Origin of the sequence: Affinundibacterium amnicola (genome assembly GCF_014284275.1) — a bacterium.
In the GTDB taxonomy this organism is placed as follows: Bacteria; Pseudomonadota; Gammaproteobacteria; order Burkholderiales; family Burkholderiaceae_D; genus Undibacterium; species Undibacterium amnicola.
This window is the reverse complement of the sequence record NZ_JACOFU010000002.1, coordinates 634,567-648,964: the sequence shown is the minus strand read 5'-3', so window position 1 is coordinate 648,964 and position 14,398 is coordinate 634,567. Positions and strand designations below refer to the sequence as shown.

Genomic DNA, 14,398 nt, shown 5'->3' with positions numbered 1-14,398 from the left:
TGTTGTCAACAAAGATTCTGCCTAATCGTTACTGGATTTACTTCTTCTACAATACTCACTCGCCATGTTGACCATCCTCACTCGTTTTAATTTCACCTCTATTTTCATGTTTGCTTTGCTGAGTTTGGGTTTGACTGGTTGTCAATCAACCATGCGCCAAATAAAAGATTGTAAGCAAGGTGACTGGAATGTTATTGGTAACAAAGATGGTATTAAAGGTTTACCTGCAAATTTTGAAGAGCGCCGATCATTCTGCGCGGGTGTTGATGGCGATAAAATCAAAACGGAATCTGCCGCCTTTTATCAAACTGGGTGGGAAAATGGCAATGCACAATTTTGGCAAAAATTAGGCGATGCTGATGGTCGGGTTCCTCGACCAGCAAATTTCTATCAAACGCAAATTCGTTCTGAAAGCATTTTGGACAATAAAACACCGTTGAATCCTGTTGCCTATGATATCGGTTGGAAACAAGGAAATGCCGACTATTGGAATGCCATCGGTGATCAAGATGGGGTCGCTGGATTAGCAGCCACCATAGAAACGCAAAGAGCGGCCAATGCAGGTGATATCGCATTCAATTCAGCAGCTTTTCAAGCTGGCTGGCAGCGAGGTAATCAAGCCTATTGGACGCGCTTAGGATTTGAAGATGCGCGTCAGGGAATCTCCGATAAGATGTTGCAACAGCATATTCAAGCAGCGAAAGAACGTCTAGTTTTAGTTCGTAGCGACGCGTATCAAATTGCGTGGGATGCCGAGATTGTCGAATATTGGAAACGTATCGCTTGGGAGGATGCGACCAATGGTTGGGATCGATACATGCGTCGGGTTGATGCAAAAAAACGTGAATTGAAATTTGTCGAAGAGGCGTATCAGGCGATGTGGGAAAATCGTTTGCAAGCATACTGGCGCGATGCGGGCAAAGATGATGGTTTTGGACAACCGCAAAGAATCGACGAACGTATCGCCAATGCTCGTAAAGATAAAGTGTTTGTGATCGATCAAACCAGAGAGATTTACTTGCAAGCCTGGAACGATGAAAACATGCGCTATTGCAGTCCTGAAAATGCGTTTGCTTTTGGTCGTCAGTCACAGTATTTCGAAGTCAAGGTTTGCCACGCAACGATGCAAGCGAGAGTGAAACATGCGTATGACAATGGGCAAAAATATGAAATCACTTGGCACGAGAAAGAAAGAATAGAGCGCGACATTCGTTATGCGCTTGATCGTCGTAATGACGCAGATTATCGTATCCGTCAATTAGACAAAGATTCTCGTAAAGACCAAGACATTATTAAAAATAGCAAAGATCAAAATGCGGTGAAAGACGCAACGAACCGCGAAAAGCGTCGAGACCAAGAGCGACATGATATTCGACGCTCGATTCGCGATCTCAATCGCAGCTTAGATGATTTAGAAGCGTGGCGCTTCCGTCATGAAGAACGCTTGGATCAACTGCAACGTAGTATCTAAAGTCAGTGTTGAAAGTAAAAAAGACGCGGGTAATTTGCGTCTTTTTTATTCACTGCATCGACGAATTACTTCGCCTTACCTAAATGCTGCAAGAAAAAACTCTCATATTTTTTATGCCAAGCTTTTGGTTTGACTGCACCGCCCATACCGTGTTCGCCATCGGGATCAAGGAATAAATCGACTAAGCTTTCTTTGCCGTTTTCCAGTAAAGCGCGATAGACATTTACGGTGTCTTGATACAAGACATTCGGATCAAGCATGCCGTGTACGAGCATCAAGGGTTTTTTCAAGCCAACTGTGAGTGGTAATAAAGAATAACGACGCAAGTTCGGTTTACTGCGATCTACCTTGCCAATGGTGCGACCGCTATACCAACTGTTATAGTTTTCCCACTCGGTAGGTCCTGCACCTGCGATACCTGCGGCGAAAACGTCAGGGCTGGTGTACATCGTGTACTGCGTTTGGAAACCACCAAAACTCCAGCCATTTAAGCCTATGCGTTTGCCATCCACACCTAGTTTCTTTTGCATGTGTTTGGCGAGATCTTCGAGATCTTCAGTTTGTGGTTTGCCGACTTGTTCCCAGTTTGCACCGCTGAATCTGCGTCCATAGTTAGAGTGCCCACGTGGATCGACTGCGACGGTGACATAACCATGTTTCGCAGCCATATACATACCGAATAAATAGGCTGTGGGTTGGAAACTATCGGTTTCAATAATGTGTCGATCACCGAGTGGTCCGCCATAGGTATAGACGATTGCTGGGCGGCTGTCGCTACTACTCCAATTCTGAGGCTTGAAAACATAGGCTTCTATTTTATCGCCATGACGATTAGTGAAGTTGAAGCGTTCGGGTTGCAGCAGATGCACTGCATTCCACTGTGGGTCATGGCTGTCAGTTAAAGTCTTGCTACTCACTTTATTGCTCGTGAGATCAATCAGTTTTAATTCTGGACGTTTAGACCATTGCCCCGCAACACTTGCAAGTCTTTGCGTATTTTCTGCAACCGTTGTCGTACGATGAAAATCGCCCGGTTCACCGAGAGCTGTCATTTCACCGGTTTCTAGTTTGACTTTAAACACATTCATGGCTGCAAAGTCGTCACGATTTGCAAGCACGAACATGTCTTTACTATCCGACGTAAAACTTAAAATTCTGTGCGCTTCAAAATTGCCCTTCAAAATCGGTGTAGCACTGCCATTACTGGTATTAATCACATATGGCTGGCGGAAACCATGTTCATCTAGTACCGCAATTAATTGTTTTCCATCAGGCGTAAATTGTGGTGACACGACATCGACGACTTCGTGACCAACATTGCCGCGACGTTCGAAGATGATTTTGGGTTTGTCGTTGTCGGCCGTTGTGCCGTGATAGATACGTAGTAATTCCTTCTCGCGTTCCCAAGTTGAGAAGGTGTATTGGCTACCGTCTTTCGCGAAAGCGACACGGCTCATTTCAAACCAGACATCGCCGCCATCATTGGTGAATACGGGACTTGGCTGACGCATAGATTCATCGCTCACTTTGCGTATGTAAAGTGCGCTTGCTGGTACAGTGCGTTTGTCATCAGAGACTTCGCGGTTTACCTTTTTTGCGGTCGCAAATCGGTCGTTGTAATTCATGATTTCAACTTGACGGCCAGGTGGTGTTTTACCTGGCTCACCGATGGCGGCGCTAGCACTGATCGCCATCCATTGTTTGTCTTCACTTAAGGTGGTGTTGTTCAAGCTGTACTTCTTTTCAACCTCATCTGCGTGGATGAATTCAGGGTTTAGTTGACGTAATTTTCCGCTATTGAAATTCGCTGCATAGATACGTTTGTCATCCATGTAAAGGTAGCCATTGTCGTCCGCAGTATAAGCAACGATGCGTTCGACTTTATCGGTTTTTGTCAGACGTTCAATTTGCCCTGACTGTGCTTGCAGGCGGAATAAATCGCCACGATACTGGAAGATAAGTTCTTGTGCTTTGTTCGCCCAGATCAGATTTTCTACACCAGGATACAGATCAGTATTTTTGAGTTTTTCTTTCGCGAGTTTTTTCTTCAATTCATCGCGTAATTCCCAAAGCTCTTTATCGACCTCGCTTTTTTTTGCGTCATCGAGTTTGGCGTTTTTATTGTCTAGCTTATTGTCTTGTTTAACTTCGCCACTGTCTTTTTTCTCCGTGGCTGCATCATTTATTTTATTGGCTTTCATCGCTGCGACGGCCAATTTTTCTTTTGCGGCCTCTGCATCTTTTTCAGATTTCTTCGCCGCATCACGTGCTTTTTTGTCGACTAGTTCGCGTTTGATTTCTTCGATAGCTGCGCGTTCCCATTGCAATAAATCGATTTTTTCGCCACGTAAATAGGCTGCTTGCGCTTCAGCCTTGGCTTGACGTTCGTTCAGTTCTTTTTCTTTCTGAAGCAATTTTTTCTCAAAACGATCCCAGTCTTCTGGTGCGTCGTAAGTTTTCATTAGTGTCGGTGAAGTAATGCGACTAGTCTTACCAGTTTCTGCATCATGTAAATATAAGTCATTACCTTCTTCACCATAGGGGTTCCAGACATAGGCTAGAAAGCGCGCATCATCACTAAACTTTAATTGATTGGCTGCTTTGCCTGAATAGGATTTGCTACGGTACAGTTGTTCTAGGCTGAGTTCCGAAGCTTTTATTTTATTGATTTTGATTTCTTTGGTTTTTGCCTCAGTTTGTGCAAGTACCGGATTGCTTATGCTGATCAGGCCGCTGTAAATCAGGCTGATGCTAAGTGCAATGGCTTTCTTCTTCATAGATTCCTCTCTTAGGATTTGACTTTGTTGTTATGAGAAGCTGGCTTGGTCGATATGATCTAAGCGCTATTCAAGCTCAGATAGACTGATTGCAGTATTGAAAGTTCCAGCGAAACGCAGGACAGTTAAGGGTTTTTTTGTAAGCAAAGAGATAGCTAAAATTGTACAGTTTTAGGGGTGTGGTGATTCTAATTCGATTTCACCAAAGAGAATTGCTAGAACAGTAGCGTTTTGTACAGTAGAATTTTGACTTCTTTGCAAAACATGTTGACCTGCTCAGTGAGATCACTGCAATGCGGTTTATCTATTTCTCTTTAATTTACAGAAAGCCTTTATGCCAGGTGCTAGTCTTTTAACACTACTTGATGATATCGCGACCGTTTTAGACGATGTCGCATTGATGACCAAAGTCGCAACAAAGAAAACGGCTGGTGTCTTAGGTGACGATCTGGCACTGAACGCGGAGCAAGTTAGTGGTGTACGAGCTGATCGGGAATTGCCGGTAGTTTGGGCCGTGGCGAAGGGTTCACTGATGAATAAAGTGATTCTTGTTCCATTAGCTTTGTTGTTAAGTGCTTTGGCACCTTGGTCGATCACGCCATTGTTAATGATAGGTGGTGCTTATTTGTGTTTTGAAGGTGTGGAAAAATTAGCGCATAAATTTTTACATAATGAAGCAGAAGATGAAGCGCATCATCGCGAGTTGATTGACGCGATCAGCCATGAAGAAGTCGATATGGTGAAGTTTGAAAAGGACAAAATTAAAGGCGCAATACGCACTGATTTTGTCCTTAGCGGAGAAATTATTATTATCACCTTGGGAACCGTTGCCGCATCTTTGTTTGCAACGCGTGTCGCAGTATTAGTTGGCGTTAGTCTGATTATGACGGTCGGTGTTTATGGCTTTGTCGCCTTGATCGTTAAATTGGATGATATGGGATTTTATCTGCAACGCAATCAAGAACAATCGTGGTTGCGTAGCGCCCAACGTCGTTTGGGCGATGGTTTGGTGGCTTTCGCACCGCGTCTGATGAAAGCATTGACAGTCATTGGTACTGCGGCGATGTTTTTGGTCGGTGGAGGTATTTTGTCGCACGGGGTTCATGCAGTTAGTGAATTTTCTACCCAAGTCGCACAAAATGCTGGCAGCATTGCTTGGATTGGTGGCGTATTGCAAGCCTTAGTTCCTAGTTTGATCGATGCAGTATTTGGCATGATTGCAGGTGCTTTTGTCTTGTTAGGCGTCACAGGTTTTCAACGTATTTTTCAGAAGAAGGCGGCATAACACAGATTGTTTGTTGCTCGGTAATTAGCTGGAAGTGAATTGAATGGCGGATGGTGCTCGCACCTACCGCCATTTTTTATCGATCAAAGTTCGTGTTTCATGAAATATTTTTCGTATTTGGTCGCATGCGACTTTGCTTTGATCGATCGAACTCGTACATTACGCACATCGCAGGTGATGGCTTTTGAATTGAAGATTAAACAGGGGATAAAATGATAGGCATCGAAGTTAATCAGGTAGAAAAAACGTATAGCACGGTGAAAGCTGTGCATTCTTTGAGCTTCACGGTGGAGCCAGGAAAAATATTCGCCTTGCTGGGACCAAATGGGGCGGGTAAATCCTCCTTAATTCGTATGTTGGTTGGCCTAACGATGGCTGACGCGGGCGAGATTCGAATTTTTTCGAATGGGCAGCAAATTCCGAAAATTCCAGAAACCAGTTTCGGTTACTTGCCAGAAGATCGTGGTTTATATCTGGATAAAACGGTGACGGAGAATTTAAGCTACATCGGTACCTTGCGTGGATTGAGTAAAGAACAGATACGCGAACAGCTAGCGATTTGGTTACCGCGTTTTGATTTGATGGATAAAGTCAAAGATAACTTGAGCAAGCTTTCCAAAGGTAATCAGCAAAAAGTACAGTTGATCAGCTGCTTAATTCATCGCCCGCAATTATTGATTTTGGATGAACCTTTTTCTGGCTTAGATCCAATCAATCAAGAACATGTGCTGAGTATCTTGAACGAATTAAAACAAAGTGGAACGACGATTCTATTAAGTGCGCATCAAATGGCATTGGTTGAGCGTTTAGCTGATGCTATGTTGTTGCTAAATAAGGGACAGCAAGTCGCGTTAGGTAGTTTAAATGAAGTGATTACGCAACTCAGCCCAGAAAAATTTTATCAATTAAGTTTTGTTGACGAGATGACTAGTGATGCGCTCGCTGCATGCCTTGCTGTGAAGTCCATTGAGTCCAAAACAAGTACGCAGTTCATCGTGCAATTGCATGAAGGCGCTAGCGTCAATCAACTTTTACAACAAGTAATGGCACTTGGTGAATTGATTGATTTTGGTCGTATTCAACCTAGTCTGCATGATCTATATCTAACAGCAGTGCAAGCGCACAATGTGCAACAAACGATGCCAGTGAATAAGAATGAAGGAGAAGTAGCATGAATACTTGGAACATTGCCGTGTTTGAATTCAAACGCTATTTCAAATGGAAGCAAGAGATTATTTCAATCGCCTTATTGTTAGTTGGTATGGGTTTTTCTTTCGTTTGGCCGCATGTCAAAGGATTTTTGGATAAGGACTATCAAGTGGCAGTCATTGGCGTCAGCCCTTTGCCTAAGCTAGATGGATTTCAGTTTAGTGAAGTTAGTCCAACGACACGCGCTGAGGTGCTCAATAATGTGGGAGAGACTTGGCATGCTGTGATCGAAATTGAAGATGGCCAGGTCAAACTGACATTGAAAGAAAAGGCGAGTTGGCAAGCGAAGTTAAAATCCAATTTGCAAAGCTGGCAGCAAGAACGTCAAATTGCACAGTTGCCTTTAACTGTGCAACAACGTCAACAAATCACGCAGCTGCCTGAAATTAAAACCGTGATGTTGAAGCCAGAAAAAGATGATAAAGATGAGAAAGGCCGTGCGATTTTAAGTGGTGCTGTACTGTTTCTTTTGATTATGGGAATTTTTTCCGGTTTTGGTTATTTGTTCACGGGCATTACCAGCGAAAAACAAAATCGCGTTACGGAACAATTATTAACCTTGATCACTCCAGCACAATGGATACAAGGAAAAATTCTTGGTATTTCACTGTTCTGTTTGAAAACGATGTTGACCTATGGACTGATTTTCTTCGCCTTTATTCAAGGTGCTGCGGTGATTGCTGGTAAGGCAGAGATCAGTCTTCCAGTCACGGCTTTCCAACTGTTTAGTACGCTCTTGTTTGTGATTTTAGGCTTGTTGTTAGTGAACAGCTTTATGGCCGCGTTTGCCGCAACCATCGATGATCCCAATCATTCTAGTCGCAGCATTATGATGTTTCTGCCTGCCTTACCAGTTGGCCTCGCTTACAGTGGAATTGATAACGCGGAAGGCATGATGATGCAGGTATTGAGCGTGTTTCCATTGACCTCATTTGCGGCGATGCCATTGCGTATGGCACATACCGAAGTGCCGATGTGGCAGTGGTTGTTGGCGCTTGGTTTGTTGCTGGCGTGTTTGTGGTGGTTTAAGTCGGCGGCGACACGGGTGTTCACTTTGGGTATACGGATGTATGGAAAAGAACCTAGTTGGAAACAATTGTTAGAAACTTTCTTGTTCCCAGTAAAACATCAGTAATCGTCCATCATATTGCGTATCTTTGTAAAAGAAAAAAGCGGCACCTGAATCAATCAGGTGCCGCTTTTTTATCGCCTTATCTTTCTCAGTTCTTACGTGTAAATTGCTGATCAACACGTTTGACTGCTAGTTTGAGAAATTCGATACAAGCATCAAAGAATTGCGGATTAATTTTTTCAAAAGTGTCGGTTGGTTTGTGATAATCGGCATGATCTTCGACGCCAAAATACAAATGCGGAATCCCGACTTTAAAAAAAGCATAGTGATCTGATTGTGGGGTCCAATCATTGCTGCCTTGTTCTGGCCTGTCATGATCGAATAGCACTTTGATGCTATTGGCCGCCTTGTTGTTATTCACATTGTCAAGTATGGATTTGAATGCCGGATTGTGATGTGCGCCACTGATAAACAATTCGTTTTTATCGCCACGCGCGATCATGTCGAAATTCAGATTCGCTGCGATATCTTTGCGTGGAATTATGTCTTGTTTAACGAAGGCATGAGCACCTAAGAGCCCACGTTCTTCGCCATCAAAGAACGCATAGACAATATGGTGCTTAGTAGCGGTGTCTTTCATACTTTGTGCGACAGCCAATACCCCTGCAACACCTGATGCATTGTCGTCTGCGCCAAAATAGATCTTGTTATTATTGACGCCGACATGGTCATAGTGTGCAGAAACAACCAAGTATTTCGCCGCTGGATTTTCTTTTGTGTACTGGCAAGCCAAGATATTTTTGCCGACATTCGCCTGTTTTAAGGTATTCACTTTAAATTCGTGCACGTAGTTGTCGCCACAAGGTTTTAAGCCTAATTCTGTGATGCGCTGAATGATGTATTCGCGCGCCAAAGCATTGCCTGTGCTGCCAATCTCTCGACCTTGCATCGCCTCGCTGGCGAGATATTTCACGTCTTGCATAGCTTGCGATGGATTTGATTGTGCCAGAGTATGGGTACTTACCAATAGGGAGGCCAGACTTAAGATGATGCTGAGGGAATGTTGTTTGCGCATAATGTCGTCGAAAGTGAGTTGAACAAGCTTTAGTCGCTAAGATGCAAATTTAGTTCCCGCTCGTGTTGGCGACTGAGCTTGTAACTTGGCTAGTAACTCGGTTTGTAAATTCGTTCAAGATAAAAAAAGCCCGCGAAGCTTTTGAGTTCGCGGGCTTTTGTGGCGCTAAGTCAATCAGGCGAAATTGGCTGCAGCAAAATCCCAGTTCACTAATGCCCAGAATGCTTCCAAGTATTTTGGACGTGCATTGCGGTAATCGATGTAGTAAGCATGTTCCCACAGATCGCAAGTGACCAAAGGCTTGTCAGTTGTTGTCAATGGTGTTGCTGCGTTGGATGTATTGACGATGTCTAAAGTGCCGTCTGCTTTTTTCACCAACCATGTCCAGCTGGAACCGAAATTACCAACGCAAGACTTAGTGAAGGCTTCTTTGAATGCATCGAAAGAACCCCATTTCGCATTGATCGCATCCGCTAATGCGCCAGTTGGTGCGCCGCCGCCGTTTGGTTTTAAACCATTCCAGTAGAAAGTGTGATTCCAGATTTGCGCAGCATTATTGAAAACACCGCCAGAAGATTTCTGAACGATTTCTTCCAATGTGGAATTTTCAAACTCAGTACCTTTGATCAAATTATTCAAATTGGTCACATAAGTTTGGTGATGCTTACCATAATGGTATTCCAATGTTTCTTGAGAAATGTGTGGAGCCAAAGCGTCGATGGCGTATGGTAAAGCTGGCAAAGTATGTTCCATGGCAGTTCCTTTTTTGATTAGTCGAAATGATGCAAAAGTTTAGTGCAATTTTTGTTTTCTGATTTTGAAAACAGCTTACGGCAAAAACAGCATTGTAAGCTTTTGTCTGATTGCTTGCAGCTAATCCGTTGATTTTCGTTTTTTTACAGCGCTATTGATCGTCGCAATTTGCAGTTCGCTGACATCTTGGGCAGTGCGTAGCTGTAGAAAATCTCTTGCATGAATTTGTTTCGCACTGCGAATCACTTGCCCATCGGCTTGCTGCAAAATCACATACCCACGTTCTAATGTTCGCTGCGGATTGAGCATCTCCAGTTTTTCTTGAAGACTAGCTAAGCTGGTTTGATGTTGTTGCAGTTGATGCCGCATGCTTGTGCGTAATTGCATGTGCTGATACGCAAGTTTGCTCTGACACGCTTGAATTTGCGGACGCTTCTGCATCAGTCTTTTTTCTAGCTGTAGCAATCGATTTTGTGCTGTTTGCACTGGTTTGAGAACGGCAAAGCGTAAACTTTGCGCGCAATAATTTATCTGCTGGCGTTTAGATGCTAAGGTGGAACTTGGGCTTTGCAGGCGTTGACTTAGCCAATCCAAATTTTGTGCTTGACGATCAAGTTGACCACGCATTTGCCTCTGCATTGCATGTTGCCACTGGTTTAAGTTGGCGATCCAATCTGCTCGCGGTGTTGCCGCCATTTCCGCCGCAGCGGTTGGTGTTGGCGCGCGTAAATCAGCAACGAAATCGCTGATGGTGAAATCAGTCTCATGCCCGACCCCGCTGATCACCGGTAATTCGCAATGTGCAATGGTGCGCGCCACAATTTCTTCATTGAAAGCCCACAAATCTTCAATGCTGCCACCACCACGGCAAACAATCAGTAATTCGCAACGATTTTCAGCTTCAGCAAGTGCGATCATTTGCGCAATTTTGGCTGCTGCACCGTCGCCTTGCACCGGGCAGGGATAAATAATCACTTCAATATGCGGTACACGTCTTTGTAATGCCGTCATCACATCGCGTAAGGCGGCTGCATTTGGACTGGTGACAATGCCTATCCTGCGAACAAAGCTGGGAATGGACTTTTTTCGTTCTTGGTCAAATAGGCCTTCTGCGGCTAGTTTGGCTTTTAGTTGTAAAAAAGCCTCGTATAAATTTCCAACACCAGCGCGCCGGATTGCTTCGACATTGATTTGATAATCGCCGCGTGGCGCATAGAGTCCAACCAGCGCACGCACTTCTACTTTATCGCCTTCGCGTGGCATGAAATTCGCATATTGTGCTCTGCCGCGAAACATCACAGCTCTTACCTGAGCCGCACTATCTTTGAGTGTGAAGTACCAATGTCCAGAAGCGGCGCGGGTAAAATTTGAGATTTCACCGGAAACCCACGTCAATGGGAAGTTTCGCTCCAATAATTGCGCAACAGCTTGGTTTAGAGCCGAAACTGGTATGACAGACTCGGTTTTTTGCGGGATTTGAGGAGGGAAATTTGATGCCATAAGCCTTGTAGCAAGAAAGCTGTCCACAGATATAGAAAAGAAGGCGCAAGCATGTCACGCACTAAACTTCTTGTCAAAAGCATTTGAGAAGAGTTTTGTAAGTATTTGATTTTTAATGATTTAATTACTTTAACTTGAAGCGGTAAATAATTGGAGTGTTGATTGTGACAAAAAAATGCAGCATTTAGCGGCATTTTTTTTGTGCTTATGCACAAAGTTATCCACAGGAAATGCCTTTCAAAATTGAAAAAGTTCTGAAAAGAAATGAAATCAGTCGCTGCCATTTTTTGTGGCAGCAATATAATATTCAATAAAATCATGGGTTTAGCATTATGTGCCCGGCTTGTTCACAAAGATATCCACATTTTGTGTGCAGAACTATGGGTTTATCCACTGAAAAAACTCAGTTTGTAGGATAGTTCTAGGCAAAATGCTCATTAAATTAGCTTTAGTTTCTTTTCGTAACGCTTTGCTTAAAATTCTTGCAGGTGATTTTTTTTGATATAAATCAAATGCTTAACTTGATATGAAGAGCTTGTTCACAAAGTTCTCCACAGTTTGTGTGCAGAACTTTGCGACTTATTCACAATCGTGATTTTTCTCGTGTTTTATTACAAAATATCAGTTTGAATGGCCATGCTCAAATTTGAAGCGGCTTAATCAATATCTTTAAAATCAAACACTTAGAATTTAGCCCCAAGGATATCCACAATCTTGCACACAGTTTCTGTGCACAACTTTATATTTGTGTTTTTAGTTAGCGTTTGTTTCATGTGGCTCTGCGATCCGTGAACGCATCAAAAATAATCCTGTGCATCTACTTGCCCAGTGCTTAACAACACGATACATTGCGGGCTGAGTGTTTATTCGTAGTCACTAAGACTTATTTAGATTTAACAGGCAAGGAGTTTCATTTGTTCGCGATTATTCAGGCGGCTGGTTGGCCGATTTATTTTTTGTTGGTGGCATCGATTGTCGCTTTGGCCTTAATTATCGAACGCAGCTTGTCATTAAGACGGCAGAGGATTTTGCCTAAGACTTTGTTAGAGGAAGTGATTCGTGTCTATCAAAGCGGCAAAGTGAAGCAAGAAGTGATTGATCAGTTGGCGATTAATTCCCCGCTCGGTCGCGTCTTAGCAGCAGGCTTGCGTAATGTGAACGCGCCGCGCGAAGTCATGAAAGAATCGATCGAAGAAGCGGGCAGTGCAGCGGCGCATGAATTGGAAAGATTCTTGACGACCTTAGGTACGATCGCTTCTTTAGCGCCGTTGATGGGTTTATTTGGTACGGTTGTCGGTATGATAGAAATTTTCGGCTCACAAAATGCATCTGGCGCGAACCCAGCGCAATTAGCACACGGCATTTCTGTTGCGCTATACAACACAGGTTTTGGTATCTTTATCGCGATGCCGGCGATGATTTTCTATCGTCATTTCCGCGCTTTGATCGATGGATTTGTGGTCGAGATGGAACAGCAAGCGGTGAAGTTTGTTGATATCGTTCATAGCACGAGAAAGTAGTCGTATGAATTTTCGTAAAGGACGGGGCAAAGAAGATCCAGAAATTAACTTGATACCCTTTATCGACGTTTTATTGGTTATTTTGATTTTTCTGATGGTTACGACGACATATAGTCGTTTTACTGAACTGCAAATCACCTTGCCAACTGCGGATGCAGAAAAGGCCGAAGATAAGCCAAGTCAGATTGAGATCGGCATTGATGCGCAGGGACGCTATAAAATCAATAGTGAAGTCGTCAGCTTTTTGGATGCCGCGACACTCGCAACAGATTTAAAGAAAGCGGCGGAAACTTTGAATGCGGGCAAAGCTGCAGCCATTGATCCTGTGGTGATCATCAATGCAGATAGAGCCACTAGCCATCAATCTGTGATCGATGTATTAGAGGCAGCGCGCTTAGCTGGTTTGTCCAAAGTGACTTTTGCCGCACAGGCGACTGCCAACGCGAAATAAGTTATCTATCGCCTCAAGTCGATTAGAAAGAGAGAGTGGCTTCACTCTCTCTTTTTGTTATTGACCTGCAAAAAATCAGTAAGGAGTAGTTGTTTGCGCGCTGTATTGGAATCATTTTTTGTGAAAGCATGGCCACGACGTGGCATCGTGGCTGTCGTGCTTTGGCCAGTCGCCAAAGTATTCGGATTCTTGCTTGATTGTCGTTTTAAATTGCGGGCGCTTGGTTATCATCAACAATCGACTTTGCCAGTTCCTGTCATCATCGTTGGCAATATTTATATTGGCGGGACGGGAAAAACACCAATGGTGATTTGGTTGGTTGATGCTTTGCGTCAGGCTGGTTGGCATCCTGGTGTCATTTCACGTGGCTATGGTGCGCATGTCGAGCAGATTCAGGAGGTCTTCGCAGATTCTCTAGCAACGATGGTGGGTGATGAGCCACTTCTAATCGTGCAACGGACTGGGTGTCCAATGATGGTTGGTCGTCACAGAGTCGCCAGTGCGCAGCAATTGTTGAAGAAATATCCGAACGTGGATGTGATTATTTCAGATGATGGCTTACAGCATTATGCTTTGGGACGTGATGTGGAGATCGTGATGTTTGATCAGCGTGGCATCGGTAATGGCTGGCTATTGCCGGCGGGGCCTTTGCGTGAACCTGCAACACGTAGTCGTGATTTTACGATCTTGAATGCATCTAATTCAACGGCAGTGTCAGGGATAGGAGATGACGTTTTTAAAATGCATTTGCAGGCGGGTGACTTGATTCAGTTGCGGCAGCCAGAAATCCATCAACCACTATCTACATTCCAGGGAAAAAAAATTCTGGCAGCAGCGGGTATTGGAAATCCTCAACGTTTCTTTACGATGCTGAGCGCACAAGGAATAGACTTTAAGGCGATGCCATTAGCAGACCATTATGCTTTTACGCCAGAAATATTTCATAACGAAGAGGCGGAAATCATCCTTATCACTGAGAAGGATGCAGTAAAATGTCGGCAAATTGCGGGCTTGCGTGACGACCCGCGTATCTGGCTGGTGCCTGTTGCTGCAGAACTTGAGGCAGAATTTAAACACCAGCTACTGAAATTGATTTCGGAGAAAAAGTATGGACGCACGTCTGCTTGATGTTCTGGTTTGTCCTTTATGCAAAGGACCATTGGTCTACGATAAAGCTGCACAAGAGTTGATTTGCAAAGCTGATCGTTTAGCTTTCCCGATTCGTGATGGTATTCCGATTATGTGGGAAGATCAGGCGCGCACAATTCCTGTCGAACATCCATAG

General features: G+C 43.9%; 12 protein-coding genes. 8 read left to right on the top strand and 4 right to left on the bottom strand.

The features are described from left to right. Window positions 1-64 precede the first annotated feature (64 nt). Window positions 65-1,471: a DUF2799 domain-containing protein gene (locus tag H8K33_RS07065; protein WP_186890275.1), complete on the top strand. Its 1,407-nt coding sequence runs from the start codon at window positions 65-67 to the stop codon at window positions 1,469-1,471. A 65-nt stretch (window positions 1,472-1,536) separates the two neighbouring features. Here the strand turns inward: H8K33_RS07065 and H8K33_RS07060 are convergent, their stop codons facing one another. Then, on the bottom strand, window positions 1,537-4,248 hold the full coding sequence (locus H8K33_RS07060; protein ID WP_186890274.1) for a prolyl oligopeptidase family serine peptidase: 2,712 nt from the start codon (window positions 4,246-4,248) through the stop codon (window positions 1,537-1,539). A gap of 334 nt (window positions 4,249-4,582) precedes the next feature. On the opposite strand from H8K33_RS07060, the gene H8K33_RS07055 reads away from it, so the two are divergent. The 3 genes from H8K33_RS07055 (at window position 4,583) to H8K33_RS07045 (ending at window position 7,877) form a co-directional block, all read left to right on the top strand. After that, window positions 4,583-5,533 carry a DUF808 domain-containing protein gene (locus tag H8K33_RS07055; protein ID WP_186890273.1) on the top strand — a complete coding sequence of 317 codons (951 nt, stop codon included), beginning with the start codon at window positions 4,583-4,585 and terminating at the stop codon, window positions 5,531-5,533. A 212-nt stretch (window positions 5,534-5,745) separates the two neighbouring features. Next, window positions 5,746-6,708, top strand: a complete 963-nt coding sequence (locus tag H8K33_RS07050; protein ID WP_186890272.1) for an ABC transporter ATP-binding protein — start codon at window positions 5,746-5,748, stop codon at window positions 6,706-6,708. Next, window positions 6,705-7,877 (top strand): ABC transporter permease, encoded by a 1,173-nt coding sequence (locus H8K33_RS07045; protein WP_186890271.1) that lies wholly within the window; start codon window positions 6,705-6,707, stop codon window positions 7,875-7,877. Before H8K33_RS07050 ends, H8K33_RS07045 begins: the two co-directional genes overlap by 4 nt. Window positions 7,878-7,962: 85 nt before the next feature. Here the strand turns inward: H8K33_RS07045 and H8K33_RS07040 are convergent, their stop codons facing one another. The 3 genes from H8K33_RS07040 to xseA form a co-directional block, all read right to left on the bottom strand. Next, window positions 7,963-8,889: a M20/M25/M40 family metallo-hydrolase gene (locus H8K33_RS07040; protein ID WP_186890270.1), complete on the bottom strand. Its 927-nt coding sequence runs from the start codon at window positions 8,887-8,889 to the stop codon at window positions 7,963-7,965. A gap of 174 nt (window positions 8,890-9,063) precedes the next feature. Then, complete coding sequence (gene sodB / locus H8K33_RS07035; protein ID WP_186890269.1) at window positions 9,064-9,642, bottom strand: superoxide dismutase [Fe]; 579 nt, start codon at window positions 9,640-9,642, stop codon at window positions 9,064-9,066. 120 nt (window positions 9,643-9,762) lie between these two features. Beyond that, window positions 9,763-11,142: an exodeoxyribonuclease VII large subunit gene (xseA, locus tag H8K33_RS07030; protein ID WP_186890268.1), complete on the bottom strand. Its 1,380-nt coding sequence runs from the start codon at window positions 11,140-11,142 to the stop codon at window positions 9,763-9,765. 914 nt (window positions 11,143-12,056) lie between these two features. Here xseA and H8K33_RS07025 point away from each other — a divergent pair. From H8K33_RS07025 to H8K33_RS07010, 4 genes are all read left to right on the top strand, one after another. Further along, entirely contained in the window at window positions 12,057-12,662 is a 606-nt protein-coding gene (locus H8K33_RS07025) for a MotA/TolQ/ExbB proton channel family protein (RefSeq protein WP_186890267.1), read from the top strand. Between the two features lie 4 nt (window positions 12,663-12,666). After that, window positions 12,667-13,113 carry an ExbD/TolR family protein gene (locus tag H8K33_RS07020; protein ID WP_186890266.1) on the top strand — a complete coding sequence of 149 codons (447 nt, stop codon included), beginning with the start codon at window positions 12,667-12,669 and terminating at the stop codon, window positions 13,111-13,113. A 120-nt stretch (window positions 13,114-13,233) separates the two neighbouring features. Then, window positions 13,234-14,241 (top strand): tetraacyldisaccharide 4'-kinase, encoded by a 1,008-nt coding sequence (gene lpxK, locus H8K33_RS07015; RefSeq protein WP_343043791.1) that lies wholly within the window; start codon window positions 13,234-13,236, stop codon window positions 14,239-14,241. Continuing rightward, window positions 14,222-14,398, top strand: coding sequence for a Trm112 family protein (locus H8K33_RS07010; RefSeq protein WP_186890264.1), 177 nt, complete (start codon window positions 14,222-14,224; stop codon window positions 14,396-14,398). The genes lpxK and H8K33_RS07010 overlap by 20 nt, the downstream gene beginning before the upstream one ends.